The organism is Nocardia sp. X0981 (assembly GCF_977089955.1).
Window position 1 is genome coordinate 5,637,555 of the sequence record NZ_OZ372435.1, and the last position, 26,419, is coordinate 5,663,973.

Sequence of the window (26,419 nt, forward strand, 5' to 3'; positions counted from 1 at the left end):
GACCCGCCGTAGCACGGTACGCGCCTTTCACCGATTGTCACCGCAGCTCCGCTTAGGCTGGTGGCGGTGATGATCCGGTGAACGTTCGGGAGGCCGATCAGCGACTACGCGCGGAGATCGCGGGACTGCGGGCGCCGGACGCCGCGCTCCCGCTTCCTCCGGGCCGCACCGGTGAGGACTGCCTGGCGCTGTTCGAATCCCAGCTGCTGAGCCGGCTCGCCGACCTCGCCGCCCGGGAACTGGGCGCCGCCGGGCGTGGGTTCTACAGCATCGGCTCCGCCGGCCACGAGGGCAATGTGGCGCTGGCCGCGGCGAGCCGAGTCACCGATCCCGTTCTCCCGCATTACCGGTCCGGCGCGTTGTTCCTGCATCGGGCCCGGCGGGCCGGTATCGGCGATCCGGTCCGGGATCTCCTGCTGGGGGTGGTCGCCGCCGCGGCCGATCCCATCTCCGGCGGGCGGCACAAGGTGTTCGGCAGCGCGGCGGCGCATATCGTTCCGCAGACCTCCACCATCGCTTCCCAGCTGCCGCGGGCGGTCGGGCTGGCCTTCGGGATCGCTCGCGCCGCCCGCCTCGGTATCTCCTGCCCGTGGCCGCCGGACGCGGTGGTGCTGTGTGGTTTCGGGGACGCCTCGGCCAACCATTCCACGGCGGCGGGCGCGATCAATACCGCGGTGCATACCGCGCACCTCGGGGTACCGGTGCCGGTTCTGTTCGTCTGTGAGGACAACGGGATCGGTATCAGCGTGCCCACCCCGCCCGACTGGATCGAATACGCCTACGGGCACCGTCCGGGGCTACGGTATCTCGCGGCCGACGGGTGCACGCTGTACGACACCGTCACCGCCGCCGACGCGGCCGTGAACTGGGTCCGCGCGCATCGCCGGCCCGCCTTCCTGCATCTGCGCACGGTGCGGTTGTTCGGGCACGCCGGCTCCGATGTGGAGAGCGCCTACCGTACCCCCGGCGATATGGAGGCGGATCTGGCCCGCGACCCGCTGCTCGGTACCGCCCGGCTGCTGGTCGGCGCGGGTGTATGCACCCCGGACGAACTCCTGAACCGTTACGACGAGCTGGCCGGAGACGTCGCGGTGACAGCTGAACAAGTGTGCCGGGAGCCGAAACTCGGCACCGCCGAGGCGGTGATCGCCCCCTTGGCGCCCGCACGCCCGGAGGAAGTGCGCCGGGATGCCGGGCGCGGGGGCCCGGCTGGACGAGCGGCGGGCCTGGCGAACGGCGCGCCGGCCGCGGCTCGGGAAACCCTCGCGCAGGCGGTCAACCGGACGCTCGGCGAGATGCTCGAACGGGACCCGGATGTCCTGGTGTTCGGGGAGGACGTGGCCCGCAAAGGCGGGGTATACGGCGTGACCAAAGGGTTGCGTGACCGGTTCGGTGCCCGCCGGGTATTCGATACGCTGCTCGACGAGCAGAGCATTCTCGGTACCGCGCTCGGCACCGGTCTCGCGGGTTTCGTCCCGATCCCGGAAATCCAGTACCTGGCCTATGTGCACAATGCCCTCGACCAGCTACGCGGTGAGGCCGCGACGCTGTCGTTCTTCTCCGCCGGGCGGTATCGCAATCCCATGGTGGTCCGGATCGCCGGGTACGCCTATCAACGGGGTTTCGGCGGGCATTTCCACAACGACAATTCCGTCGCCGCGCTCCGCGATATCCCCGGCGTGGTCGTGGCCTCGCCGGCGCGCCCCGACGACGCCGCGGCCGTGCTACGCACCTGCGTCTCGGCCGCCCGGGTGGACGGGCGGGTATGTGTGTTCCTGGAACCCATCGCGCTCTACCACACCCGCGATCTGTACGAGAGCGGCGACGGCGAGTGGACGTCCGCGATCACCGGCACCCATGTGCCCATCGGACAGGCCCGGGTGTACGGCGACGGAACCGATCTGACCATTGTCGCCTTCGCCAATTCCGTGCCCATGAGCCTGCGTGTCGCCCGGCGGCTGGCGCGGCGCGGTATCGGCGCCCGGGTACTGGACCTCCGCTGGCTGTCCCCGCTCCCCCGCGCCGATCTGCTCCGGCATGCCGAGGCCACCGGGCGGGTTCTCGTCGCCGATGAGACCCGCCACGGCGGCGGTGTCTCCGAATCCGTCTGCGCGGCCCTGATCGACGCGGGATTCGCCGGCCGGCAGATCCGCGTCACCAGCGCCGACAGCTTCGTCCCGCTCGGCCCCGCCGCCACGACCGTACTGCTGAGCGAAGCCGATATCGAGGCCGCCGCCGAACGCCTGCTCGCCGGTAACAGAGACGAGCCCGGGGCATAGTTTCCATCCGGAATCGACCGTTTCGCCGGATCTCTTTGTGCCGCAGAGCTTTCTCGGGCACTATCTCGTACGTGGTCCACAGACGATTTCATGGAGCGGTCCGGCCGGCCGTATCCGCCGCAGCCGTAATCTTCGCCCTCTTCACCGCCGCGCCGGCGGCCGCGGACACGCCGTTCACCGCGCCCGAGGTCACCTTCGAAGGCACCGCACCGGGGACGGTTACGGCAACGCTGCACAACCCGAACGACCGGGGCCAGTGCTGGGCGGAGGCCGGAGTGGGCCCGGAGAACAACCACGTCTTCTTCGGTGAGAGCAAACCGGAATCGCTGGCGAATCCGGGGCAGACGGTGACGACTTCGCTCACCGGGCTCGAGCCGGGGTCCACGATCACCGCCAGGGGCGGTTGCGCCGATACCAGCCCCGCCGGGGGGTTCGAGCTGGGCGAGACGGTCACGGTAACCGTCCCTTCCTGAGGGTGACCCACCTGCGGTGAGACCGGTGCCGAGAACTCGCCCCGGATCCGCAGGGACAGCACCGAGAGCGGGCGCTTCGATGGGTTCGGCGATTCCACGGCCGTAATCGATCGGGGCGACCGCTCCGGGGAAAACCGGCTGCGCCGCGCTCGTCGGCGCGGTAGATCTGGACGGGTGGTCCAGATCGATATTCCGTTCACCGACAATATCCGGTACACGGTCGCCGTGGCCTGGGGGTACACGGGCGAGGGCGAGCGCCTGTACGGGGGTGAGGAATCGGCCGCCTACCGCGTGGGTGAGGTGGTCGTGCGGATCGGGGCACCGGACCGCGATCCGGCCGAGATACGGTGGTGCCACGGAATCGCCGCCGCGGCGCGGCCGGTTCCGGAGGTGGTGGCGCCGCTGCCGTGTGCGGACGGATCGACGGTGGCGGTGGTCGAGGGCCGACCCGTCACGGTGTGGCCACTGGTCGAGGGGCGGTGGGCCGACAGCGCGGACCCGGTCCAGTTCACCGAGGCAGCCGAGCTCCTGGCTCGCCTGCATCACGCCCTGGCCGACCACCGGCCCCCGGCCCGGCCGCGGCCCTCGTTTCTGGAAATCGGTCTCGACGGCGCGCCTTCGGCCGAACTACCCGACCCGGGCCTGGACCGTTGGCTCGCCGGGTTCACGGCGGCCGCGCGCCGGCAACCGCTGCACGGCGACTATTACGAAGGCAACCTCCTGTCCCGCGATGGTCACGTGGTCGCGGTGATCGACTGGGACGAGGCGCTGATCGGCCCACCCGAAATCGAACTGGCCTCGGCCGCGCTGGAATTCGCCGACGAATACGGTCGTGATCTCACTGCCGCTCGCCGCTTCACCGACGCCTATTACGCCGCCGGTGGCACCGCCGGGGAACTGGACGACACCGCGCTTGCCCAGCTCATGCGGCATCGACTACGCCGAGAAGCAGTGTATTTCGGCCGCGCTGTCGCCCGCGGCATCGAACACGACGAGGACGACCTCGAATACCACCGCCAGCGGCTGACGGCCTTCCACCGGCTCGCCCCTTGAACGAACAACCCTGATACCGGCCCACCCGGATTTCAGGTGCGGCCGGCGCCCCCGCGCGGGCGCCGCCACTCGTCCGGTGGGTTCCGCTGTCTCGGTTCCGCCGAAAGATCGCGGCGTGTGGTACCAGGACGCCATTCGAGCGGTGATCCCGGTCGGTGATCCCGGTCGTCACGGAGTTCCTCCGGCAACGCGCCCGACCGGACTACGGTGAGCCGTCGATGATATCTTCCAGCGCCCGCAACAAGAAGGCATTCACCGCCTCGGTCGCCTCCAGCTGTACCAGATGCCCGGCACCGGGTATGCGGTGGATCGCCCGCAGGTCGGGCAGGGCCGCGCGCATGGTGGCGAGCGGGTCACGGCCGCTGAAGCCCTCCATATCGGGGTCCTTCTCGCCGTAGCCGAAATACACCGGTACTTCCGGAACGGCGCCCGTGTATTCCGCCGTGAGTTCCCAGTTGCGGTCGATGGCCCGGTACCAGTTCAGGCCGCCGGTGAATCCGGTCCGTTCGAAAGCCTCGGCCAGGATGTCGAATTCGGCGGCGGAAAGCCACGACCACGGCAGTTCCGGGGCCTGGGGCAGGGCATCGATATAGCGGGTCCCGGGGGGATGCTGCCACACATCCAGATAGTGGAAATCCCCGCTGAGAGCGTAATAGACGCGGGAGAGGAATTCCCGCGGCTGTGCGGCGAGGTGCGCGTCGGCCACACCCGGTTCCTGGAAGTACTCCAGGTGCAGGAAATGCCGCTCGGCCATTTTCGCCCAGTAATATCCGGGCGGTTTCGGCGCGCGCGGTGCGAAAGGATTGTTCAGCACCACCAGGCCGCGGACCCGGCCCGGCGCGCGCAGGGCGAGTTCCCAGAGCAGGGCCGCACCGAAATCGACACCTACGAACACCGCCTGCCGGGCACCGATATCGTCGAGTAACGCGAGCAGATCGTCGATCACCGCGCGGTTGGTGTACGCATCGATCGAATCCGGTGCCTCGGTGCGGCCGGCACCGCGTAGGTCGGGGGCTATGGCCCGGTATCCGGCCGCGGCGAGCGCGCCGAGTTGGCGATGCCACACATAGCCCGTATGCGGGAAGCCGTGGCAGAAGATCACCGGGTGACCCCGGCCCTGTTCGGCGAGGTGCATACGCACGCCGCCGGTGGTGATGAACCGGTGTGTCGGCTCCACCGCACCTCCCGAATACTAGAACACGTTACAGTTTCACGGTAACGTCCCGGGACTGTGAACGGAACACCACACCCACTGACGGATCGGATCGCGGTGGTCACCGGCGCGAGCCGTGGCATCGGCAAAGGTATCGCCCTGGAACTGGGCGCGGCGGGCGCGACCGTGTATCTCACCGGGCGGTCGGCCGAACCCGGTAAGTTACCGGGCACCGTGCACGAAACGGCCGCCCGGATCGGCGAACTCGGCGGTACGGGCATACCGGTGGTCTGCGATCACCGCGACGACGCGGCCACCGCCCGGCTCTTCGAACGGATCGACGCCGAGCACGGCCGGCTCGACGTACTGGTGAACAACGTCTACAACTCCCCCGCCGCGGCCCGCTGGCTCGGCCGCAAGTTCTGGGAGGTACCGCCGAAGGCCTGGGACGAAACCTTCGACGTGGGAGTGCGCTCCCACTACGCCGCCGCCGTCTACGCGGCGCCGCTCCTGCTACGGGGCGGTGGGCTCATCGTCAACATCTCCTCCCCCGGTTCGCGGCGCTATATGCACAACGCGATGTACGGGGTCGCGAAAACCGCCCTCGACCGGATGACCGCCGACTTCGCGCATGATCTGGCCGATACCGAGGTCAGCGTCGTCTCGATCTGGCCCGGTCTCGTCGATACCGAACTGCTCCAACTGATTCCCGCCGACGAGCAGGGAAAACGTGTGGTGACCCTACCGGGCGAAGGCAGCTTCGACCTGAACGAGGCGGAAAGCCCCCGGTTCGCCGGACGGGCGGTGGTGGCGCTGGCCGGCGATCCCGCCCGCAAGAAACGCTCCGGACAGGCCTGGCGAGTCGCCGACCTGGCGGAGGACTACGGATTCACCGATGTGGATGGCAGAATCCCCCGGCACGACTGAACCCGGGCTCAGGAGAACTTGATCTCCAGCCCGATCCCGAGAATGGCGATGAACCACACCAGGCCGGTGAAGATGGTGATGCGGTTGAGGTTCTTCTCGGCGACGGTCGACCCGGACAGGCTCGACTGCATACCACCACCGAACAGGCTGGACAGACCCCCGCCCTTGGCCCGGTGCAGCAGCACCAGCAGCACCAGCAGCAGGCTGGTGATGATCAGGAGGATATCCAGGAACATCCGCATGCGGGACAGTCTAACTACGCCCGCGGTTCCACCGACACCAGGTGGGTGAGCGTCTCGTCGTGCGCGAATTCGGCGACGGCCCGCTCACGCATCAGATCCTGCGCGGTCAGCCGCACCCTGTGCTGCTGCATATGTTCGGACCAGGACCGCACCACGAACGCCTCCACATACCGGTCCTCGGTGCCCACATCCCGGTACAACCGCCACTCCATCGCACCGGTGCGCTGCCGGGACCGGCCCACGAAACCCATCGCCGCCAGGAAATCCGGCACCCGGTCCGCGGGCACGTCGTAATCCTTGAGCACCAGTACCGGGCCGTCGTCGGGGTCCGGCTCCACCACCAGCTGCGGTTCGGGCCAGTAGGCCTGCGGGGTCAGATCGAAACCGGCGGTGAACTGCCGCAGCGGCAACCAGACCACGCTCACCGCGCAGAGACCGAGCAGCGCGCCCGCCACCAGCAGGGTGGTCACCGCGCCGTAGGCGCCGGCGACGAGCCCCCACACCACCGACCCGATCGCCTGACCGGCCATGAAGACCAGCAGATACACCGACAGCCCCCGGGCCCGCACCCACCCCGGTAGCAGCAACTGCATGGTCGCGTTCATGGTCGCCAGGGTGAGCAGCCAGGCCGCGCCCGCGAAAACCAGCAGGGCCAGCACCAGCGCCTCGACTCGCAGCACCGCGGTACCGCAGCAGGCCACCCCGAACACCGCCGCGGCGACCGCGATCTGCTGGGTCGGGGTGAGCAGCGCGCGCACCCGCGCCAGGCTCACCGCGCCGAGTACCGCGCCCACCCCCAGCGCGCCCAGCAGGAGACCGTAACCGGAGGAACCCATACCCAGCTGGTTGCGGGCGATCACCGGCAGCAGCGCCCACAGCGCGCTGGCGGGCGCGACGAACAGAATCGTGCGCAACAGCACCCGCCGGATCGCCGGCGCGGACCGGATGAACCGTGTTCCCGCCTGCAAGGCCGCCAACGGTCGTTCGCTGGGCAGTTCCTTCTCGACCTTCGGCCGTCGCCAGAACAGCAACGCCGCGACGATGGCGGCGAACGAGAAGGCATTGAGCGTGAAAACCAGAGCCGGGCCGGACAGGGCCACCAGTACACCGGCGATCGCCGGACCCACCGCGCGGCCGATATTCATGTTCATACTGCCCAGCGCGGCCGCCGAGGGAATCTGATCGCGCGGCACCAGCTCGGGCTGGATGGCCTGCCAGGCCGGACCCACCAGCGCCTGCCCGCAGCCGAGCAGGAACAGCAAGGTCAGCAGCACCGAGGGAGTGGTGTGTCCGGTGGCGGTGGAAACGGCCAGGGTCGCCGCGAGCAGGGCCATGGTGGACTGGGCGCCGAGCAGCAGACGGCGGCGGTCCAGTAGATCGGCGAGCACCCCCGACGGTATGGCCAGGATCATCACCGGCAGCGTCGTCGCGGTCTGCACGAAGGAGACCAGCGCGGCCGCATTGGGTTCGTCGACCATCACCCACTGCGCCCCGACCATCTGCATCCAGGTCCCCAGATTGGAGACCAGTTGCGCGATCCAGAGCGCCCGATACACCCGCGACCGCAACGGCGCCCACGTGGAAACAGGTTTCGAGGCGGCGGTAGTCACTCCGGACAGCATAGCCTCGTGCTCTCACCGGACCGGCAGGTGAAGGACCACCCCACCGCTGCGCGGTACGGCCCGGACCGGGTGTGCCCCGGCCCCACACCGAGGGCCGGAGGAAAACGGTGCGGGGAGCCGGTACACCGCCCGATCAAGCGGTGAGCCGATCGTCCTCGCTGATCAACAGTGTGGCGAACACACTCACCAGCGCCGTGGCCACCAGATACGCGCAGGCCAACCATGGCGTCGAGCCTCCGACGGCGATCAGGGCCGTAACGATCATGGGTGTCAGGCCCGACGCATAGATCCCGGAGAACTGATAGACGAACGACAGACCGGTGTACCGCACCTCGGCCGGGTACAACCCCGCGTACAACGTGCCCTGCGCCCCGTAGAACACCGCGTGCGCCACACCGAAAACCGTGATGATCGCGACGGTGAAGACCACGATGTTCCCCGTACCGAACAGCGCGAAGACCGGATACACCAGTATTCCGTAGGCCGCGATTCCGGCGATATAGACCCGGCGGGGCCCGAAACGGTCGGTGAGCAGGCCGGAGACCGGAATGAGCGCCGCCATCACCAACGCGGCGGCGGTAACCGCCACCAGCACCGGAACCTGCTCGAAACCGAGCTGTCCGGTCGCGAAGGTGATCGCGAAAACACCCCAGGTGTTGAACGCCGCGCCCTCACCCCAGCGCGAGAGCAAGCCGAGCACAGTGTTGCGCCGGGCGCGCGCGTTGCGGAACAACTCGACCACGGGCACTTTCGATATCCGGTTGAGCCGGTTCACCTCTCGGAACGCGGGAGTCTCGTCGATCTTCAGGCGCACCACCAGCCCGATCAGCACCAGTACCAAGCTGGCGCCGAACGCGATCCGCCATCCGTAGTCGAGGAACGCCGTTTCGCTCAGCGTGGTGCGCAGCAGCGCGAACACCCCGGTCCCCAGGGCGAGACCGAGTGCCAGACCCACCTGCGGATAGCTGCCGAACAACCCCACCTTCTTGCGGGGGCTGTGTTCGACGGCCAGCAGCACCGCACCGGCCCATTCCCCACCGAGCGCGAAGCCCTGCAGCATACGCAGCACCAGTAACAGGACCGGCGCCGCCACCCCGATCGCGGCGGCGGTGGGCAAGACGCCCATCAGGGCGGTGGACCCACCCATGATCGCCATGGTCAGGGCCAGCGTTCGTTTCCGGCCGATGCGGTCGCCGATATGCCCGAAGACGAGCCCGCCGATCGGCCGCATCACGAAACCCACGGCGAAGGTCGCGAACGCCAGCATGGTCCCGACGAACGCACTGGTGTTCGGGAAGAAGAGCTTGTCGAAAACGATGCCCGCCGCGGTGGCGTAGAGGAAGAAGTCGTACCACTCGACGGTGGTGCCGATCAGGCTCGCCGCGACCGCCTTGCGGGTATCGGCGGCCCCGAGCCGGTCGCCGGCCGTCCCGGGACGTTCGTCCGTAGGTGCGGGTGCCGCCCCGGCCTCCAGCACTGACATGATGTCTCCTTCGCTCCCGCATGGACTGGCCGGGCGAGAATATGGTGGTACGGGCCTGGTCGGAACGGTTGAAATCAGTGAGATTCCCGGTCGCCGGCAGGCGACCCGGCGCCGGTGGCCCGGTAGCATCGCGGTATGCGGGGACGAGCACTTCGATTCGGCGCGGCGCTGTCGTTGGTCCTGCTCACCGCGGCGGCCTGCTCACCCGAGAACCAACCCGCGCCCCCCGGCCCCACACCGATGGGGCATACCTATATCTCCACCGAGGTCACGGGGACCCCGATTCCCGGCGGCGGTCCCCTCACCCTCACCTTCGCCGACAACCGGGTATCGGCCGAAGCCGGCTGCAACACCCACAGCGGCGCGGTGGAACTCGACGGCCACGTCCTCCACATCTCCGATCCGGCGAGCACCCTGGCGGGCTGTCCCGGCGAGCGGGCGGAGTCCGACACCTGGGTCGGTGAACTGCTGCGCGCGGACCCCACCTGGGAGCTCGACGGGGACCGGCTGACGCTGACCGCGCCGGAGACGACGGTGGTCCTGACGGATAAGAAGATCGTCCGGCCGGATCGCCCGGTCCGGGGTACCGAATGGGTGGTCACCACCTTGCTGACCCCCGACGCGCGGATCCAGTCGCGCACCCTCGACGAGGTCCGGCCCACGCTCACCATCACCGCCGACGACGCGCTCACCGGATTCGCCGGTTGTAACCGGATAACCGGCCGGGCCGTGGTCACCGAAACCCCGGCCGGCGCGGATATCGCGTTCACCGCGGCCACGACCCGGATGATGTGCGCACCGGAGATCATGGAGGTCGAACAGGCGGTACTGGCAGCCCTGGACGGCACCGCACAGGCCACGGTCGACGCCGACACCCTCACTCTGCGCAACCCGAACGGCCACGGCCTGACCCTGCGCGCCCGGTAACACCGCGCATTCGGGTCGCCTTGCCGCCCGGAGGCGGGCCGTGGAAGGCGGTCCGTCCGGGCTCCGGGCGGCGCGACAGCGGCCGGGACGGGAGAATCCAGAGCATGTCTTCCGGGGTTCTCTCAACGTTCGTTACAGGCTTGCTACCACTGCTGGGCGCCGGCTTCGGTGCGTCGGCAACCCTGCTGGTGCAGCGGAGTACGGCGCGCACCACGAAACTCAAATTTCTCGCCGAGACCCACCTCGCCCATCGTGAGGAGTTGAAGTCGGCGATCATCGACTATTTCGAGTCGGCGCAACGATTACAGGGAGAACTGGATATCCGGGAGCGCGGCGGGAACCCTACCGATCTGAAACGGCTCATGGAAAACGTCTGGCTCGCGGAGAAGCGGGTCGAGATCATCTGCTCGGATGCGCTGCGGGATCGTATGGTCGCTCATGCGCGAGGGCTACACGACGCCGTCCGCGACGCTGCCGCCCATCCCGACTGGTGGGCCCACTGCGCGGAGCTGCAACGTGATCTGCTGACGGAAGCGAAGGCGGAGCTGGTGCCGAAGCACGAGTGGTGAGGAAGGCACGGTGCGGTCCACGGGGCTCGACGACCCGGCTCCCGGCGCGATCGCGGCCCCACCGGTCGGCAAAAGCGACGAGGTCCGCCGGGCGCGCGCCCGGCGGACCTCGAGGAGTGCGCAGCCACTCAGGGCAACGGTCCACCCGCCGCGATAGCGGACAGGGTGGCGAATTCATCGCCCTTGAGGGAGGCGCCACCCACCAGGGCGCCGTCGATATCGGCCTGCTGGATCAGCTCGCCGACATTCTTGGCGTTCACCGAACCGCCGTAGAGCACACGGACGGTTTCGGCGACCTCCGCGCCGGCCAGCTGCGCCAGCTCGCCGCGAATCGCGCCGCACACCTCCTGCGCATCGGCCGGAGTGGCGACCTTCCCGGTGCCGATCGCCCACACGGGTTCGTAGGCGATGACGACCTTCCCGAGTTCGGCGGCCGACAGCCCCTTCAGCGAACCCCGCAGCTGTTCGAGGTTGTACTCGACATGGGTGCCCGCGTCACGCACGTTCAACCCCTCACCGATACAGACGATGGGGGTGAGTCCGTGCTTCAGCGCCTGCTTGGCCTTGGCGAGCACGGTGGCGTCGTCCTCGTTGTGGTACTGGCGGCGTTCGGAATGCCCGACCACCACGAACGTGCAACCCAGCTTCGCCAGCATGGCCGCGCTGACCTCACCGGTGTAGGCGCCGGATTCGTGCACCGACACATCCTGCGCACCGTAGGTGATACGCAGTTTGTCGCCTTCGACCAACGTCTGCACGCTGCGGATATCGACGAACGGCGGCACCACCGTGACGTCGACCTTGTCGAAGTACTTCTCGGGCAGCGCGAACGCGATCTTCTGCACCAGAGCGATGGCCTCGAGGTGGTTGAGGTTCATCTTCCAGTTGCCCGCGATCAGCGGTTTCCGGGCCATCTACGATTCCTCCGCCTCGTCGAGCACGCTGATACCGGGGAGCTTCTTGCCCTCCAGATATTCCAGCGAGGCACCACCGCCGGTGGAGATATGCGAGAAATCGCCCTCCGGAATACCGAGCGCCCGCACGGCCGCGGCCGAATCGCCGCCGCCGACCACGGTGAAGGCGCCCTTACCGGTGGCCGCCGCGATGGCCTCGGCCACCCCGCGGGTACCGGCCGCGAACTTCTCGAACTCGAACACACCCATCGGGCCGTTCCAGAACACCGTCCGCGCCTCGGTGAGCAGCGCGGCGAAGCGCTGCACCGATTCGGGGCCGATATCCAGGCCCATCCAACCTTCCGGAATCTCGTGCGCCGGCACGGTCTTCGACTCCGCGGTGGCGGCGAAGGAATCGGCGACGACGATATCCCGGGGCAGATGGATGACGTCCGCGTAACGTTCGAGCAGCCCCTTGCAGGTGTCGATCATCTCCTCCTGCAACAGCGAGGAACCGACCGGCAGCCCCTCGGCGGCGAGGAAGGTGAAGCACATACCGCCACCGATGACGAGGGTATCGACCTTGGGGGCCAACGCCTCGATCACGGCGAGCTTGTCCGACACCTTGGAGCCGCCGAGCACCACCGCGTACGGGCGGTCGGTGGATTCGGTGAGCTTGGCCAGCACCTCGGCTTCGGCCGCGACCAACCGACCGGCGTAGTGCGGCAGCAGCTTCGCCACGTCGTATACCGAGGCCTGCTTGCGATGCACCACCCCGAACCCGTCGGAGACGAACGCGCCGTCCTCACCGACCAGTTCCACCAGGGCGGCGGCCAGCTTCGCCCGATCGGCGTCGTCCTTGCTGGTCTCCCGCGGATCGAAACGGATGTTCTCCAGCAGCAGCACATCACCGTCGGTGAGGCCCTCGGAGCGCGCGAGCGCGTCCTGCCCCACCACATCGCCGGCGAGCTGCACATTACGACCCAGTTCGGCACTCAGCCGGGTGGCCACCGGAGCCAGCGACAGCGCCGGATCCGGAGCGCCCTTCGGGCGGCCGAGATGGGCGGTGACGATCACCTTCGCGCCGGCTTCCACCAGCGCCCGCAAGGTGGGCACCGAGGCGATGATCCGGCCCGGATCGGTGATCTCGCCGTTGTCGAGGGGAACGTTGAGGTCGGAGCGCACCAGCACGCCACGGCCCTCGACGCCCTCCGCGAGGAGATCCTCCAGAGTTTTGATGCTCACACCGGTCCTTACAGGGACTTGCCGACGAGACCGATGAGGTCGGCGAGGCGGTTGGAGTAGCCCCACTCGTTGTCGTACCAGGACACGACCTTCACCTGATCGTCGATCACCTTGGTCAGCGGCGCGTCGTAGATCGACGAATGCGGATCGGTGACGATATCGCTGGAGACGATCGGATCGGTGTTGTACTTCAGGATGCCCCGCAGCGGCCCCTCGGCGGCGGCCTTCATCGCGGCGTTGACATCGTCGATGGTGGCGGACTTGGCCAGATTCGCGGTCAGATCGGTGACCGAACCCGTGGGAACCGGGACACGCAGCGCGTAACCGTCGAGCTTGCCCTGCAGTTCGGGCAGCACCAGGCCGATGGCCTTGGCGGCACCGGTGCCGGTGGGCACGATGTTCAGCGCGGCGGCGCGGGCGCGGCGCAGATCCGAATGCGGACCGTCCTGCAGGTTCTGATCCTGCGTGTAGGCGTGAATGGTGGTCATCAGGCCCTTGACGATGCCGAACTCGTCGTGCAGCACCTTCGCCAGCGGGCCGAGGCAGTTGGTGGTGCAGGACGCGTTGGAGATGATGTTCTGGCTGCCGTCGTACTTGTCGTCGTTGACACCCATCACGATGGTGATGTCCTCACCCTTGGCGGGCGCGGAGATGACGACCTTCTTCGCGCCGGCGGCCAGATGCCCCTTGGCCTTGGTGGCGTCGGTGAAGATACCGGTGGATTCGACCACGACGTCCACGCCCAGATCGCCCCACGGCAGCGCCGCCGGGCCCTCCTTGACGGCCAGCGCCTTGATGCGCTGGTCGCCCACCACGATGGTGTCCTCGCCGTCCAACGAGACATCCTTGGGCAGCCGGCCGAGGATCGAGTCGTACTTGAGCAGGGTGGCCAGGGTCGCGTTATCGGTGAGGTCGTTGACCGCCACGATTTCGATATCGGTGGTGCCGAGCGCCTTCTGCGCCTCCACCGCCCGGAAGAAGTTGCGTCCGATCCGGCCGAAGCCGTTGATACCTACCCGGACAGTCACGTTATCGCTCCTCAGCTGTCAAGCGGATCATTCCGATGCCCCTTTCACCCTAATGCCTCGGTGCTGTCCCACCGACAGGCACCTGGGGGTGTTGGCAAGCCGGCCCGGCACACAGCAAGATGGCCGGGATGTCCAGCAAACCCACCCCGGATCCACGGTCCGGCGCCGTCGTACGTCCCGCTGCCCCCGCCGATACCGCGCGCGCGACCCGCACTCTCACCAGAGCCTTCGCCACCTACCCCTGGACCCGGCACACCATCGCCGCCGACGACCACGAACGCCGCCTCGCCACCTTCCAGAACCTCTTCCTCACCCGCATCGGGCTACCCCACGGCAAGGTATGGGTCGCCGACGACGGCGACGCGGTCGCGATATGGACCACCCCCGCCACCGACGCCGCATCGGTGTTCACCGAACTCGCCCCACGCTTCGCCGAACTGGCCGGTGATCGCGCCGAAGCACATCGGGCGGCCGAGGCGGCCCTGGCACCGCACCGCCCGAGCGAGCCCGTCTGGTTCCTCGGCACCGTCGGCGTGGACCCCGCCCGCCGGGGCCGGGGCCTGGGACGTGCCGTCATCGAACCCGGCCTGGCGGCGGCGGACCGGGAAGGCGTTCCGGCGTTCCTGGAAACCTCCACCACCGGCAATGTGCGCTTCTACGAACGCCTCGGCTTCCGGGTGACGGCGGAGGTGGAAATCCCCCACGACGGCCCCCGCACCTGGTGCATGCTGCGCCGAGCTTGACCGGGGCCGACGCACACTCCCGCACCGAGAGGCCACTCGCGCTCCCCGGACACTCGACCTCGGGAACCGGTGGTCCACACCTGACGTAACCACACAGCGCCGAGTCTTACGAGGCCCACAAAGGGTTGAGCCCGCGTCGTGCTTGGGCACTCGAAGCGCATGCGCCGCAGGCGCGAGTCTCGAGTGCCCAAGCACGACGCCAAGGGGGCTCAACCCCGCGGCGCCGCAGGCGCCGCCGATAAACACAGCATCCTATGCTTCGTCGAGCAGCTCCGCCGTCACCGCCGACTCCGTATCCGGTACCCCCAGCTCCTTGGCCCGCCGGTCCGCCATGGACAGCAGCCGCCGGATCCGTCCGGCCACCGCGTCCTTGGTCATGGGCGGCTCGGCGAGCTGGCCGAGTTCCTCGAGCGAGGCCTGCCGGTGTTCGACGCGCAGCTTCCCCGCTGCCGCCAGATGGTCCGGCACATCGTCGCCGAGCAGTTCCAGGGCGCGTTCCACGCGGGCCGCCGCGGCGACCGCGGCACGGGCGGAGCGGCGCAGGTTGGCGTCGTCGAAGTTGGCGAGCCGGTTGGCGGTGGCCCGGACCTCCCGCCGCATCCGCCGTTCCTCCCACGTGAGACGAGTGTCCTGGGCGCCCATCCGGGTGAGCAGCGCACCGATGGCTTCCCCGTCGCGGACCACCACCCGGTCGGTACCGCGCACCTCGCGGGCCTTGGCCGAAATACCCAGCCGCCGCGCCGCACCGACCAGCGCCAGCGCGGCTTCCGGCCCGGGGCAGCTCACCTCCAGCGCCGAGGACCGGCCGGGTTCGGTCAGCGACCCGTGCGCGAGGAACGCCCCGCGCCAGGCGGCTTCCGCATCGGCCACGCTGCCGCCGACCACCTGGGCGGGTAGGCCGCGCACAGGCCGACCGCGCACATCGAGCAGACCGGTCTGGCGGGCCAGCGCCTCACCTTCCTTCGCGACCCGCACCACATACCGGGAGGATTTACGCAGACCGCCCGCACTCAGTACGTGCACATCGGATCCGTATCCGTAGAGTTCGAAGATCTCCCGCCGTAGCCGCCGGGCTATGGACCCCATATCGACTTCGGCTTCGACGATCACCCGCCCGCCGACGATATGCAGACCGCCGGCAAAACGCAGCAGGGCGGACAGTTCGGCTTTGCGCGCACTCACCTGTGTTACGGCGAGCCGGCTCAGCTCGTCTTTCACTTCGGCTGTCATCGCCACGAGACGTGCTCCTTTCCACCCAACCCGGACCGCACATCCTGACCCATGTGCCGTCCCTCGACTCGAAGCCCCGGCAACCGTGGCCGGGGCTCGCGGATCAGTTGATCCAGTGCGGCGGCGAGCTTTCCGGGGTCGTGCCGGTCCGTTCCCGCGTCGGCGACATCGGAGAACACTACTCGCGCACGTAATTGCCCCGCAGCTCTGGCCACATGTTCACGCTCACGCCCCTCGGGCACACACCCCGAATCGACCAGAACCTCGTCGACCGCGAAATCCGGTGCGTGCTGGGACAATACATGCAGGTGCCGTTCGGCGGAGAACCCCGCGGTCTCACCGGGCTGTGCGGCGAGGTTCAGGATCAGCACTTTACGCGCCCGGGTGTAGACCAGCGCGTCCCGCAGTCCGGGAACCAGCAGATGCGGGATGACACTGGTGAACCACGAACCCGGGCCCAGGATCACCGCGTCGGCGTGTTCGATCGCGGCGACGGCCTCGGCGCAGGACGGCGGGTCGGCGGGCAGCAGCCGCACCCGGCGTACTTTTCCGGGAGTGGTGGCCACCGCGACCTGTCCGCGGATACAGCGGCTCACGCGCGGGTCCGCCTCCAGGCCGGATACATCGGCCTCGATATCCAGCGCAATGGTGGACATCGGCAGCACCCGGCCGCTGACCCCCAGCAGCGCGCCCACCTGGTCGAGGGCGGCGACCGGGTCACCCAGTACCTCGGTGAGACCGGCCAGGAGCAGGTTGCCGACCGAATGCCCGGCCAGCGCGCCGGTGCCGCCGAAACGATGCTGCACGGTGCGGGTGAGCGCCCCGTCGGTATCGGCGGCCAGCGCGGCCAGCGCCATCCGCAGGTCCCCCGGCGGCAGCAACCCGAGCTCGGTACGGAGCCGGCCGGAGGATCCGCCGTCGTCGGCCACCGTGACGACCGCGCTCACCCGGCGGGTGAGCCGGCGCACCGCGGACAGCGTGGCGTACAGGCCGTGGCCGCCGCCGAGCGCGACGACCGCGGGACCGGCGGAATCGGGGGTGGAGCCGGTCATTCGCGCCCCAGATCCCGGTGCAGCACCCGCACCGCGTCCACCGGACCGTCCGCTCCGGCCTCGATACGGTCGCCGGTGAGCTTGCCGAGGGCCTCGGCGATCGCGACACTGCGATGTCTGCCGCCGGTGCAACCCACTGCGACCGTCATGTAACGCTTCCCCTCTTGGCGGTAACCCCGGGTGGTCAGCCCGATCAGGTGGTCGCAGGTCCGCAGATAGTCCTCCGCACCCGGACGTGACAGCACGTAGTCGCTGACCACTTCTTCCTGACCGGTGTGCTGACGAAGTTCCGGTACCCAGTGCGGGTTGGGCAGGAAACGCACATCCAGCACCATGTCCGCGTCCAGCGGGACACCGTACTTGAATCCGAAGGATTGCACGGTGAGCTGGAGTGCTGCGGGCGTGCCGCCGCCGTAGACCTCCTCCAATTTGCGGTGCAGCTGGTGAATCGAGAGTTCGGTGGTGTCGATGACCACGTCCGCTGCGGCCTTCACCCCGGCGAGCCGGACCCGTTCGGCGGCGATACCCGCGGAGAGGGTGCCCTCGGCGCTGTCGTTCTGCAGCGGATGGCGGCGGCGGGCGAAGCCGAACCGGCGGATCAGCACATCGTCGGACGCTTCCAGGAACAGGATCCGGGTGGGGACCCCGCGGGCGCGCAGTTGTTCGGTGACGGCGGGGAGGTCGCCGGTGAAGAAACGGCTGCGGACATCCATGACGATGGCCAGGCGCCGGATGGGCGGGTCGGCCGAGGCACCCAGCTCCACCATCCGGGCGATCAGTTCCGGGGGCAGGTTGTCGGTGACGTACCAGCCCAGATCCTCCAGGACCCGAGCGGCCGTGCCGCGGCCCGCACCGGACAGACCGGTCACCATGACGACCTCGACCGGGGTGTTCGGGCCCGGATCGGCGCCCGGCACCACTGTCGTCCTGCTGTTCGATTCGACGCGAGTCATGTACCACCCGGATCTGTGTTCGGGAATGCGTTTTCGGTCACCTTGCGGTAGGTCCGCGCCCCGGTCGCTGCCGTGACGCGCAGAAACAAACGTACGTGACCGGCGCGGGCCGGCGCGCGGTTGCGCGGCCCGCCGCGCCGGGGCTATCGATCGCGCAGGGCGGCCAGCACCGCCTCGGCGGTCGCGCGGCCTATTCCCGGCACCTCGATGATCTCCTCGACGGTGGCCTCCTTCAGCCGGGCCACCGAGCCGAAATGCGTGACCAGGGCGGTGCGCCGGGTCGCGCCCAGACCCCGGACCGAATCCAGCACCGACGCCGTCATCCGGCGGGAACGCTTGCTGCGATGGAAGGTGATGGCGAAGCGGTGCGCTTCGTCACGGACCCGTTGCAGCAGGTAGAGGGCCTCACTGGTGCGGGGTAGCACCACCGGGTCGGGCTCCCCGGGTACCCACACCTCCTCGAGCCGTTTGGCCAGGCCCACCACGGCGATATCGGTGAGCCCGAGTTCCTCGAGTACCTCGGCCGCCGCCGCCACCTGCGGGGCGCCGCCGTCCACCACGTACAGGTTCGGCGGATAGGCGAATCTCCGGGGCTTGCCGGTCTTCGGATCGATTCCGGGACGGGTGGTGAGCTCGTCGTCCTCGGGTCCGGCCCCGTCCGGCTCCACACCGGCCGCCGCCGCGGGCCCCGGGTCCGGCGGCGCGGCGGAATCCGGTACCGGTGCCGAACCCGCGAGCTCGGCCTGTTCGGTGGCGTCGCGTTCCCGGCGCAGCCGGGCGAACCGGCGCCGGGTGACCTCGGCGATACTGGCGACATCGTCGGAGCGGCCCTCGCCCGCGGCCTCTCTGATCGCATAGTGCCGATAGTCGGACTTCTTGGGCAGGCCGTCCTCGAACACCACGAGCGAGGCCACCACATCCGTACCCTGCACATGGCTGATGTCCACACATTCGATACGCAGGGGGGCGGTATCGAGGTCCAGTGCGTCCTGGATGTCCTGCAGAGCCACCGACCGTGCGGTCAGATCACCGGCACGGCGGAGTTTGTGCTGGGCGAGGGCCTCCTGCGCATTCCGGGTCACGGTTTCGGCCAGGGCCTTCTTGTCACCACGCTGAGGTACCCGCAGCCGCACCGCCGCGCCCCGCAGCGCCGACAGCCAGCGCTGGACCTCCTCGGCCTCGGCGGGCAGCTCCGGGACGAGCACTTCCCGGGGGACCACGGCGGCCGGCTGTTCTCCGCCGGTCTGCGCGGCCACCGCCGCCTGCTCGCCGTAGAACTGGGTGAGGAACTGTTCCACCAGTGCGGCCAGCTCACCGCCCGATTCGGGCGTGTCGACCGCGTCACCGGATTTGTCGACCACCCAGCCACGCTGACCGCGGACCCGGCCGTCGCGCACGTGGAAGATCTGTACCGCCACCTCGAGGTCGTCGCCGGCGAAGGCGATCACATCGGCGTCGGTACCGTCGCCCAGCACGACGGCCTGCTTCTCCAGCGCCCGGCGCAGCGCCTGCACATCGTCGCGCAGCCGGGCAGCGGTCTCGAAATCCAGCTCCTCGGCAGCGGCCTGCATCCGGCGCTCCAGATCCCGGACCATCCGATCGGTCCGGCCGGCCAGGAAATCACAGAAATCGTCGACGATACGCCGGTGTTCCTCCGCCGAGACCCGGCCCACACAGGGCGCCGAGCATTTATCGATATAGCCCAGCAGGCACGGCCGGCCCATCTGGCTGTGCCGTTTGAACACACCGGCCGAGCAGGTGCGGGCCGGGAACACCCGCAGCAGCAGATCCAAGGTTTCCCGGATCGCCCAGGCGTGGGCGTAGGGGCCGAAGTAGCGCACCCCCTTCTTCCGGGCGCCGCGGTAGACGAACAGCCGCGGATATTCCTCGTTCAGCGTGACGGCCAGCACCGGATAGGATTTGTCGTCGCGATACCGGACGTTGAACCGCGGATCGAACTCCTTGATCCAGTTGTATTCCAGCTGTAGCGCTTCCACTTCGGTGGACACCACCGTCCACTCCACGCTCGCGGCGGTGGTGACCATCTGCCTGGTGCGCGGGTGCAGCGCGGCCACATCGGCGAAGTAGGAGTTCAGCCGGTTACGCAGGCTTTTCGCTTTGCCGACGTAGATGACCCGGCCGTAGGAATCCCGGAATTTGTAGACACCGGGTTCGACGGGAATGGTGCCGGGCTGCGGCCGGTACGTCGCGGGATCTGCCACGTATCCAGCGTAGTGGCGCCCCCGGACACCTTTACCGACGGCCGGGAAGGCCACGGCCCACCGTTTCCGTCCGTGGCGCGAGTTCACCCACCGGCCCGCGCCCCCGGCGGCTAGCATGCGGAATATGCGCCCGACACAACGGATTCGGTACGCGCTGATGGTGACGGCGCTGCTGGTGGCAGGCTCGCTGAGCGGATGCGCGGACGACAGCGGCGCGGCCGGACCGTGCATTCCGGCACCCAACGGCACACCCGTCACCGCGGCCCCCGGACCGACCGCCCCCACCTCCCGGGATCTGGCGACCAACCCGGAGATCGCCTCGGGCTACCGCAGCGATATGACCGCCGTCCGTACCGTCGGCTACGCCGTGTCCACCGCGAATTCGCACGCGACCCGCGCCGCCTGCGAGGTATTGCGCGCGGGCGGTACCGCCGTGGACGCGCTGATCACCGCCCAGACCGTGCTCGGGCTCACCGAGCCGCAGGCGTCCGGGCTCGGCGGCGGGGCGTTCCTGCTCTACTACGACGCGGAACACGAAACCGTGACGGCCTACGACGGCCGGGAGACGGCGCCGGCCGCCGCGACCGAGAACTATCTGCGCTGGATCAGTGATACCGACCGCACCGAGCCCCGCCCCGACGCCCGGGCCAGTGGGCGCTCCATCGGTGTCCCGGGCGTCCTGCGCATGCTCGAGCTGGCGCATACCGAGCACGGGCGCACCGAGTGGCGGGAGCTGTTCGACCCCGCCGTCGCGCTGGCCGACCAGGGGTTCGAGATCAGCCCCCGGCTGGCCGGCCAGATCGCCGATTCCGCGAGTGAACTGGCCCGCGATCCGGCCGCGGCCGAGTACTTCCTGAACCCGGACGGTTCCCCCAAGCCCGCGGGCGCAATGCTCACCAACCCGGCGCTGTCCAAAACCTTGACCGCGGTCGCCACCGAGGGGGCGGACGCCTTCTACACCGGCCCCATCGCCGCCGATATCGTGGCCGCGGCCACGGCGGGCACCCACGGGCGCACCCCGAGCCTGATGAGCGCCGCCGATCTCGGCTCCTACCGGGCGGTGAAACGGACCCCGCTGTGTACCGGTTACCGGGAGCACGAGATCTGCGGGATGCCGGGGCCCTCCTCCGGCGGTATCACGGTGGCCGCCACCCTGGGGATCCTGGAGAACTTCGATCTGCCGGCCCTGCCACCGGACCGGGTCGACCGCAACGGCGGCGTACCGCGGGTCGAGGCGGTGCATCTGATCGCGGAGGCCGAGCGGCTCGCCTACGCCGACCGGGACAAGTACATCGCCGACCCGGATTACGTTCCGCTGCCGGGTAATGCGCCGGAAACGCTGGTCGATCCGGAATACCTGCAACAGCGTGCCGGGCTCATCGACGCCCATCACAGTATGGGCACCGCGAAACCGGGGGAGTTCGGGCAGACCCCACTGGGCGTCGGACCGCAGCCGCCGGAGCACGGCACCAGCCATATCTCGGTGGTCGACTCCTACGGCAATGCCGCGGCCATGACGACCACAGTGGAATCGGCGTTCGGTTCCTTCCACATGGTCGACGGGTTCCTGCTGAACAACCAGCTCACCGATTTCGCCGCCGATCCGGCCGGTACCGACGGGAAACCGGTGGCCAACCGGGTCGAGCCCGGGAAGCGACCGCGCAGTTCCATGAGCCCGACCCTGGTGTTCACCGGCGGCGACGGCGGGTCGCCGGGCAGGCTGACCCATGTGGTCGGATCCCCGGGCGGCTCGGTGATCATCCAATTCGTAGTGAAAACCCTCGTCGGCATGTTGGATTGGGGCCTGGATCCGCAACAGGCGGTATCCGCGGTGGCGTTCGGCGCCGCGAACACCCCCGTCACGAATGTGGGCGGGGAGCATCCCGCCATCGACGCGAGCGACGACGGTGCCCACGAACCTCTCGTCACCCGGCTGCGTGAACGGGGGCACGAGGTGTCGGTGGCCCCGCAGACCAGTGGGCTCAGTGTGCTCGGCCGCGACGGCGAAATCGGCTGGGTCGGGGGCGCGGACCCCCGGCGCGAGGGCGAGGTGCTGGGCGACAACCGCTGATCCGGCCGGCTTCTGTGGCCGCGGGACCGCCCGGCGGGTGTGAGCCACCTCGCCTCGGAGCCGTACGGAGTTGCCCCTGGGCAATCGCTGTGCCACCGTGAAGGCCAGAGCCCACGACACGTGGGTTTCCGGACGAGGGGGTCGTACCCGGCGTGCGACAAGACGACCCGTGGAGGACGTCGTGTCGATATCGTGGCTCGTTCTGGTCGTATCGGGGACGCTGGAAGCAGTGTGGGCCACCGCGCTGGGCAAAACCGAGGGTTTCACCAAATGGCCGCCCACCGTACTCTTCGTGCTCGCGCTCGTCGCCAGTATGGCCGGACTCGCCTACGCCATGCGCGACCTGCCGGTGGGCACCGCCTACTCGGTGTGGGTGGGGATCGGTGCGGTGCTGACCGTGGTCTACGCCATGGCCACCGGGGAGGAGCCGGTCACCGTGCTCAGGGCCGTGTTCCTGGTGATGATCATCGCGGGGGTGGTCGGGCTGAAACTCGCCCACTGAACGGGTGCGACCACGGGCCGGCGGCCCAGCACCGGTCCGGGCGGCGTAACCACCCGCTCCGGGTGAACCGCCGCGGCCGGACCCGTAGTTGGCTGGTGGTATGCCGAGAACCGATCCGATCCGGCTGACCCGGTCCGACCTCACGATCTTGGCCGCCGAGGCCTTCGTCTACGGTTTCCCGCTCGTCTTCGATCTCCAGCAGGTCGCTCGGTTCACCCGGGAGGGGCTGGGCGGGCATTCGCCGACGCCGAGGAACGTGTTCGGTCATGCCGCCACACCGCTCGGGCCGGAGACGACGTTCGTCTCGGTCGGCAGTGACACCCTCTACTCGATCGCGATCATCGATACCGGCGGCGGTCCGGTCCTGTTGGACGTCCCGGATTCGGCGGGCCGCTACTACGTTCTGCAGTTCGTGGACGTCTGGACCAATAATTTCGCCTACGTGGGGCGCCGGGCGACCGGCACTCTGGCCGGGTCGTACCTGCTGGTGCCGCCCGGCTGGGACGGTATGCCGCCGGTGGGTGTCACCGCGATCGAGTTCCCCACCACGATCGCCACCATCGTCGGCCGGTGGGCCGTGGAGGGTGAGCAGGATCTCCCGGCGGTCCACGCGCTGCAGAACCGGCTGCGCCTGACCCCCACGGCACCCGGCCCGGGACTGCCCACCCCGGCACCGGACGTACCGGCCGACCTCCGCTTCTTCGAACAACTGCGGACCGGGATGCGGGCCTTCCCACCCGCCGAACGCGACCGCCGCTACCAGCGGCGGTTCGCGCCACTGGGCCTGCTGGACGCCGTCACTCCCTACACCGATCTCGATCCGGTCCTCGCGACGGCACTACGCGACGGTTTGGCGGACGGCAAGCAGCAGCTGGAAACAGCGCTCGAGCACAGCAGCGCGCCCCAGCAGAACGGCTGGAACCTCACCTACCACATCTACGACTACAACCTGGACTTCTTCGAGGTCGGCGCCCGCGACGATCCGCACTGGAAACTTCCCGACGATCCGGATCGCTATCGGCTCCGGGCCGGTGCGGCCCGCGGTGGGTTGTGGGGCAACCACGGTTACGAGGCCGCCTACGCGATGGCCCATATCGACGGTGCCGGACGTCCGCTGGACGGGTCCCACCGTTACGAACTGCGCTTCACCGAAATGCCACCCTGCGGCGCGTTCTGGTCGGTCACCATGTACGACGTACCGGATTTCCACCTCGTGGAGAATCCGATCGATCGCTACTCCCTCGGCGACCACACTCCCGGTATGCGGACGGCGGCGGACGGTTCGCTGACCATGGCGTTACAGCACGACGAACCCGGCGCCCCGGACCGGCGGGCCAACTGGCTGCCGGCACCGGCCGGACGTTTCCGCCCGCTCCTGCGCATCTACGAGCCGCGGGACGCCGTTTTCGACGGCACCTACACCCTGCCGCCGATCCGGCGCGTCGGGCCGCGGGACTGATCATATTCGCGTGCGCGGAGGATTCACTTCGATTCGCCACCGGCGCTGTACTTCGCACCGAGTTCGCGGAGCCGGTCGAGCGCCGCGGCGGCGTGGTCACCATCGTTGGACCGTACGGCCAGCATCGGCACATAGTCGTCGTTCACCAGTTCCAGCCGGGCCCAGGCCTTGCGATCCGGGAACGACACACCGCGGATGTGTTCCCAGGAGAACTCGTTGTCGCCGAGCACATTGCGCACCACGACCCCCTGCTTCCCGGCGCGCACCCGGGGCCGGGTGAGCAGCAGCACGGCCCCGGCACCGAAAACGCCGAGAGCACCCATGGCGAACTGATCCACCACCCGGAAGTACACCCCGGTGTACTCGACGCGCAGGAAGATCCCGAGCAGGACGAACGCCACCACCAACCCGACGGCGACGATCACCGCGGTCCGCCGCGCCTTACGCGGACGCACCTCGAATTCCCAGGCCGGTGGTTCCGCCGCACCGGCACCCGCACCATTTCCCCGGCGCCATATCCGCACCACCGGCATGGCTCAGCCTGCCGCGCGCAGTCCGCGCAGGGTGAGGGCGGCGTCCAACGCGGCGGCAGCCGCCTGCTCACCCTTGTTCTCCGCGGAACCGGGTAGCCCGGCGCGATCCAGGGCCTGCTCCTCGTTGTTCGTGGTGAGTACGCCGTTGGCCACCGGAGTGCTCTCGTCCAGCGAGACCCGGGTCAGGCCCGCGGTCACCGCGTCACAGACGTATTCGAAGTGCGGGGTATCACCGCGGATCACCACGCCGAGCGCGACCACCGCGTCGTGTGTGCGGGCGAGTTCCTGCGCCAGTACCGGAAGCTCCATGGCTCCGGCACAGCGGGCGACCGTCGTATGCCGGACACCCGCGTCGGCGGCCACCCGCTCGGCATTGGCGACGAGAGTGTCGCAGATCTCGGTGTGCCAGCGTGAGGCCACGATCGCCAGCCGCAGGTCTTTCGCATCGGCGAGCGCGAAGCTCGGGACGCCGGTACCGCTCATCGGTTTCCGCCTTTCGATCCGGCCGTCGTCACTGCGCGGTCTCCCCCAGGTCGAGATCGTCCAGGCCCACCAGGTCGTGCCCCATCCGGTCGCGTTTGGTGCGCAGATACCGCAGGTTCTCGGCATTGGCCCGGACCGGCATGGCCACCCGCTCGGTGATCCGCAAGCCGTACCCGTCGAGCCCGACCCGTTTGGCCGGGTTGTTGGTGAGCAACCGCATCGACCGGATACCCAGGTCGACCAGGATCTGCGCGCCGGTCCCGTAATCACGAGCATCGGCGGGCAGGCCCAATTCGATATTGGCGTCGACCGTATCGTGCCCGGAGTCCTGCAGCTGGTAGGCCTGCAATTTGTGCATGAGGCCGATACCACGGCCCTCGTGACCGCGCATGTACAGCACCACGCCCCGGCCCTCGACGGCCACCATCTCCAGAGCCGCGTCCAGCTGGGGGCCGCAGTCGCAGCGCAGCGAACCGAAGACATCGCCGGTGAGGCATTCCGAATGCACCCGCACCAGCACATCGTCACCTTCGCCGAGATCACCCCGCACCAGGGCCACATGCTCGACATCGTCGTAGATGCTCTGGTAGCCCACAGCGGTGAACTCGCCGTGCCGGGTGGGGATCCGCGCCTGGGCCACCCGCACCACATGCTTCTCGTGCTTGCGCCGCCAGGCGATCATCTCCGCGATCGAGATCAGCGCCAGTTCGTGTTCGTCCGCGAAGACGCGGAGCTCGTCGGTGCGGGCCATATGCCCGTCTTCCTTCTGGCTGACGATCTCGCAGATCACGCCCGCGGGCCGCAGACCGGCCATCCGGGCCAGGTCCACGGCGGCCTCGGTATGGCCGGGCCGGCGCAGCACCCCGCCCTCCTTCGCCCGCAGCGGCACCACATGCCCCGGCCGGGTGAAATCGTTCGGTTTGGCGTCGGCATCGGCCAGCAGCCGGATGGTGGTGGCACGGTCGGCACCGGAGATACCGGTGGTCACGCCCTCCTTGGCATCCACCGAAACCGTATAGGCGGTGCCGTGCTTGTCCTGGTTGACCGCGTACATCGGCGGCAGGCCGAGCCGGTCGCAGTCGTCACCGGTGAGCGGTACACAGATGTAGCCCGAGGTGTAGCGGATCATGAACGCCACGAGCTCCGGGGTGGCCTTCTCCGCGGCGAAGATGAGGTCGCCCTCGTTCTCCCGGTCCTCGTCGTCGACCACGACGACCGGTTTACCGGCCGCGATATCGGCGACGGCCCGCTCGATGCTGTCGAACCTGGTCACGTCT

General features: G+C 68.9%; 24 protein-coding genes and 1 riboswitch. Of the genes, 10 read left to right on the top strand and 14 right to left on the bottom strand.

Features of this window, described 5'->3' with window-relative positions; all coding sequences use genetic code 11:
- Positions 1–77 precede the first annotated feature (77 nt).
- The 3 genes from ACYR7D_RS24880 (at position 78) to ACYR7D_RS24890 (ending at position 3,805) form a co-directional block, all read left to right on the top strand.
- On the top strand, positions 78–2,279 hold the full coding sequence (locus ACYR7D_RS24880) for a thiamine pyrophosphate-dependent enzyme (protein ID WP_459546939.1): 2,202 nt from the start codon (positions 78–80) through the stop codon (positions 2,277–2,279).
- Between the two features lie 71 nt (positions 2,280–2,350).
- On the top strand, positions 2,351–2,752 hold the full coding sequence (locus tag ACYR7D_RS24885; RefSeq protein ID WP_459546940.1) for a hypothetical protein: 402 nt from the start codon (positions 2,351–2,353) through the stop codon (positions 2,750–2,752).
- A gap of 174 nt (positions 2,753–2,926) precedes the next feature.
- Positions 2,927–3,805, top strand: coding sequence for a phosphotransferase enzyme family protein (locus ACYR7D_RS24890; protein ID WP_459546941.1), 879 nt, complete (start codon positions 2,927–2,929; stop codon positions 3,803–3,805).
- A 202-nt stretch (positions 3,806–4,007) separates the two neighbouring features.
- Here ACYR7D_RS24890 and ACYR7D_RS24895 read toward each other — a convergent pair whose 3' ends face one another.
- Positions 4,008–4,982: an alpha/beta fold hydrolase gene (locus tag ACYR7D_RS24895; protein ID WP_459546942.1), complete on the bottom strand. Its 975-nt coding sequence runs from the start codon at positions 4,980–4,982 to the stop codon at positions 4,008–4,010.
- 54 nt (positions 4,983–5,036) lie between these two features.
- Here ACYR7D_RS24895 and ACYR7D_RS24900 point away from each other — a divergent pair, with 54 nt between their 5' ends.
- A complete protein-coding gene (locus ACYR7D_RS24900; RefSeq protein ID WP_459546943.1) occupies positions 5,037–5,885 on the top strand; it encodes an SDR family NAD(P)-dependent oxidoreductase in 849 nt (282 codons plus the stop codon).
- Positions 5,886–5,893: 8 nt separating this feature from the next.
- Here the strand turns inward: ACYR7D_RS24900 and secG are convergent, their stop codons facing one another.
- The 3 genes from secG to ACYR7D_RS24915 all read right to left on the bottom strand — a co-directional run bounded on the left by secG (position 5,894) and on the right by ACYR7D_RS24915 (position 9,232).
- Positions 5,894–6,127: a preprotein translocase subunit SecG gene (gene secG, locus ACYR7D_RS24905; RefSeq protein ID WP_459546944.1), complete on the bottom strand. Its 234-nt coding sequence runs from the start codon at positions 6,125–6,127 to the stop codon at positions 5,894–5,896.
- Between the two features lie 14 nt (positions 6,128–6,141).
- A complete protein-coding gene (locus tag ACYR7D_RS24910) occupies positions 6,142–7,749 on the bottom strand; it encodes an MFS transporter (RefSeq protein WP_459546945.1) in 1,608 nt (535 codons plus the stop codon).
- 133 nt (positions 7,750–7,882) lie between these two features.
- Entirely contained in the window at positions 7,883–9,232 is a 1,350-nt protein-coding gene (locus ACYR7D_RS24915) for an MFS transporter (RefSeq protein WP_459546946.1), read from the bottom strand.
- 135 nt (positions 9,233–9,367) lie between these two features.
- On the opposite strand from ACYR7D_RS24915, the gene ACYR7D_RS24920 reads away from it, so the two are divergent.
- Complete coding sequence (locus ACYR7D_RS24920) at positions 9,368–10,159, top strand: META domain-containing protein (RefSeq protein ID WP_459546947.1); 792 nt, start codon at positions 9,368–9,370, stop codon at positions 10,157–10,159.
- A gap of 104 nt (positions 10,160–10,263) precedes the next feature.
- On the top strand, positions 10,264–10,728 hold the full coding sequence (locus ACYR7D_RS24925; protein WP_459546948.1) for a hypothetical protein: 465 nt from the start codon (positions 10,264–10,266) through the stop codon (positions 10,726–10,728).
- Positions 10,729–10,856: 128 nt separating this feature from the next.
- On the opposite strand, the gene tpiA is transcribed toward ACYR7D_RS24925, so the two are convergent.
- Genes tpiA through gap form a run of 3 tightly spaced genes read right to left on the bottom strand, consistent with a single transcriptional unit; the run spans position 10,857 to position 13,894 of the window.
- Positions 10,857–11,642, bottom strand: coding sequence for a triose-phosphate isomerase (gene tpiA / locus ACYR7D_RS24930; RefSeq protein WP_459546949.1), 786 nt, complete (start codon positions 11,640–11,642; stop codon positions 10,857–10,859).
- Positions 11,643–12,866: a phosphoglycerate kinase gene (locus tag ACYR7D_RS24935; protein WP_459546950.1), complete on the bottom strand. Its 1,224-nt coding sequence runs from the start codon at positions 12,864–12,866 to the stop codon at positions 11,643–11,645. It abuts the gene before it with no gap.
- Positions 12,867–12,874: 8 nt separating this feature from the next.
- Positions 12,875–13,894 (bottom strand): type I glyceraldehyde-3-phosphate dehydrogenase, encoded by a 1,020-nt coding sequence (gene gap, locus ACYR7D_RS24940; RefSeq protein WP_459546951.1) that lies wholly within the window; start codon positions 13,892–13,894, stop codon positions 12,875–12,877.
- Between the two features lie 128 nt (positions 13,895–14,022).
- Between gap and ACYR7D_RS24945 the strand changes: the two genes are divergently transcribed.
- Complete coding sequence (locus ACYR7D_RS24945) at positions 14,023–14,637, top strand: GNAT family N-acetyltransferase (RefSeq protein ID WP_459546952.1); 615 nt, start codon at positions 14,023–14,025, stop codon at positions 14,635–14,637.
- Positions 14,638–14,889: 252 nt separating this feature from the next.
- Here ACYR7D_RS24945 and whiA read toward each other — a convergent pair whose 3' ends face one another.
- The 4 genes from whiA to uvrC form a co-directional block, all read right to left on the bottom strand.
- The gene (gene whiA, locus ACYR7D_RS24950) at positions 14,890–15,867 is read right to left on the bottom strand and encodes a DNA-binding protein WhiA (RefSeq protein ID WP_459546953.1); all 978 of its coding nucleotides are present in this window, start codon (positions 15,865–15,867) and stop codon (positions 14,890–14,892) included.
- Positions 15,864–16,919: a gluconeogenesis factor YvcK family protein gene (locus ACYR7D_RS24955; RefSeq protein WP_459546954.1), complete on the bottom strand. Its 1,056-nt coding sequence runs from the start codon at positions 16,917–16,919 to the stop codon at positions 15,864–15,866. Before ACYR7D_RS24955 ends, whiA begins: the two co-directional genes overlap by 4 nt.
- Complete coding sequence (rapZ, locus tag ACYR7D_RS24960; RefSeq protein ID WP_459550279.1) at positions 16,916–17,791, bottom strand: RNase adapter RapZ; 876 nt, start codon at positions 17,789–17,791, stop codon at positions 16,916–16,918. The genes ACYR7D_RS24955 and rapZ overlap by 4 nt, the downstream gene beginning before the upstream one ends.
- Positions 17,792–18,015: 224 nt before the next feature.
- Complete coding sequence (gene uvrC / locus ACYR7D_RS24965) at positions 18,016–20,094, bottom strand: excinuclease ABC subunit UvrC (protein ID WP_459546955.1); 2,079 nt, start codon at positions 20,092–20,094, stop codon at positions 18,016–18,018.
- 124 nt (positions 20,095–20,218) lie between these two features.
- Between uvrC and ACYR7D_RS24970 the strand changes: the two genes are divergently transcribed.
- The 3 genes from ACYR7D_RS24970 to ACYR7D_RS24980 all read left to right on the top strand — a co-directional run bounded on the left by ACYR7D_RS24970 (position 20,219) and on the right by ACYR7D_RS24980 (position 24,126).
- Positions 20,219–22,165, top strand: coding sequence for a gamma-glutamyltransferase family protein (locus ACYR7D_RS24970; protein WP_459546956.1), 1,947 nt, complete (start codon positions 20,219–20,221; stop codon positions 22,163–22,165).
- Between the two features lie 105 nt (positions 22,166–22,270).
- Positions 22,271–22,337, top strand: a riboswitch (guanidine-III (ykkC-III) riboswitch).
- Between the two features lie 15 nt (positions 22,338–22,352).
- Positions 22,353–22,667, top strand: a complete 315-nt coding sequence (locus ACYR7D_RS24975) for a DMT family transporter (protein ID WP_459550280.1) — start codon at positions 22,353–22,355, stop codon at positions 22,665–22,667.
- A 100-nt stretch (positions 22,668–22,767) separates the two neighbouring features.
- Complete coding sequence (locus tag ACYR7D_RS24980; RefSeq protein WP_459546957.1) at positions 22,768–24,126, top strand: DUF1254 domain-containing protein; 1,359 nt, start codon at positions 22,768–22,770, stop codon at positions 24,124–24,126.
- Between the two features lie 23 nt (positions 24,127–24,149).
- On the opposite strand, the gene ACYR7D_RS24985 is transcribed toward ACYR7D_RS24980, so the two are convergent.
- The 3 genes from ACYR7D_RS24985 to ACYR7D_RS24995 are packed head-to-tail and all read right to left on the bottom strand — an operon-like array spanning position 24,150 to position 26,415.
- Positions 24,150–24,659 carry a PH domain-containing protein gene (locus ACYR7D_RS24985; RefSeq protein ID WP_459546958.1) on the bottom strand — a complete coding sequence of 170 codons (510 nt, stop codon included), beginning with the start codon at positions 24,657–24,659 and terminating at the stop codon, positions 24,150–24,152.
- 3 nt (positions 24,660–24,662) lie between these two features.
- Positions 24,663–25,142 (bottom strand): 6,7-dimethyl-8-ribityllumazine synthase, encoded by a 480-nt coding sequence (gene ribH, locus ACYR7D_RS24990; protein ID WP_459546959.1) that lies wholly within the window; start codon positions 25,140–25,142, stop codon positions 24,663–24,665.
- Between the two features lie 28 nt (positions 25,143–25,170).
- Entirely contained in the window at positions 25,171–26,415 is a 1,245-nt protein-coding gene (locus ACYR7D_RS24995) for a bifunctional 3,4-dihydroxy-2-butanone-4-phosphate synthase/GTP cyclohydrolase II (RefSeq protein WP_459546960.1), read from the bottom strand.
- Positions 26,416–26,419 lie beyond the last annotated feature (4 nt).

What these genes read in the sequence shown, in the direction of transcription:
- ACYR7D_RS24945 (WP_459546952.1), top strand. Translation starts at nt 14,023, where the DNA reads ATGTCCAGCAAACCCACCCCGGATCCACGGTCCGGCGCCGTCGTACGT.
- ACYR7D_RS24970 (WP_459546956.1), top strand. Translation starts at nt 20,219, where the DNA reads ATGCGCCCGACACAACGGATTCGGTACGCGCTGATGGTGACGGCGCTG.
- ACYR7D_RS24980 (WP_459546957.1), top strand. Translation starts at nt 22,768, where the DNA reads ATGCCGAGAACCGATCCGATCCGGCTGACCCGGTCCGACCTCACGATC.
- rapZ (WP_459550279.1), bottom strand. Translation starts at nt 17,791, where the DNA reads ATGGTGACCGGTCTGTCCGGTGCGGGCCGCGGCACGGCCGCTCGGGTC.
- ACYR7D_RS24920 (WP_459546947.1), top strand. Translation starts at nt 9,368, where the DNA reads ATGCGGGGACGAGCACTTCGATTCGGCGCGGCGCTGTCGTTGGTCCTG.
- ACYR7D_RS24955 (WP_459546954.1), bottom strand. Translation starts at nt 16,919, where the DNA reads ATGACCGGCTCCACCCCCGATTCCGCCGGTCCCGCGGTCGTCGCGCTC.
- whiA (WP_459546953.1), bottom strand. Translation starts at nt 15,867, where the DNA reads ATGACAGCCGAAGTGAAAGACGAGCTGAGCCGGCTCGCCGTAACACAG.
- secG (WP_459546944.1), bottom strand. Translation starts at nt 6,127, where the DNA reads ATGCGGATGTTCCTGGATATCCTCCTGATCATCACCAGCCTGCTGCTG.
- ACYR7D_RS24925 (WP_459546948.1), top strand. Translation starts at nt 10,264, where the DNA reads ATGTCTTCCGGGGTTCTCTCAACGTTCGTTACAGGCTTGCTACCACTG.
- ACYR7D_RS24915 (WP_459546946.1), bottom strand. Translation starts at nt 9,232, where the DNA reads ATGTCAGTGCTGGAGGCCGGGGCGGCACCCGCACCTACGGACGAACGT.
- ACYR7D_RS24910 (WP_459546945.1), bottom strand. Translation starts at nt 7,749, where the DNA reads ATGCTGTCCGGAGTGACTACCGCCGCCTCGAAACCTGTTTCCACGTGG.
- ribH (WP_459546959.1), bottom strand. Translation starts at nt 25,142, where the DNA reads ATGAGCGGTACCGGCGTCCCGAGCTTCGCGCTCGCCGATGCGAAAGAC.
- ACYR7D_RS24985 (WP_459546958.1), bottom strand. Translation starts at nt 24,659, where the DNA reads ATGCCGGTGGTGCGGATATGGCGCCGGGGAAATGGTGCGGGTGCCGGT.
- tpiA (WP_459546949.1), bottom strand. Translation starts at nt 11,642, where the DNA reads ATGGCCCGGAAACCGCTGATCGCGGGCAACTGGAAGATGAACCTCAAC.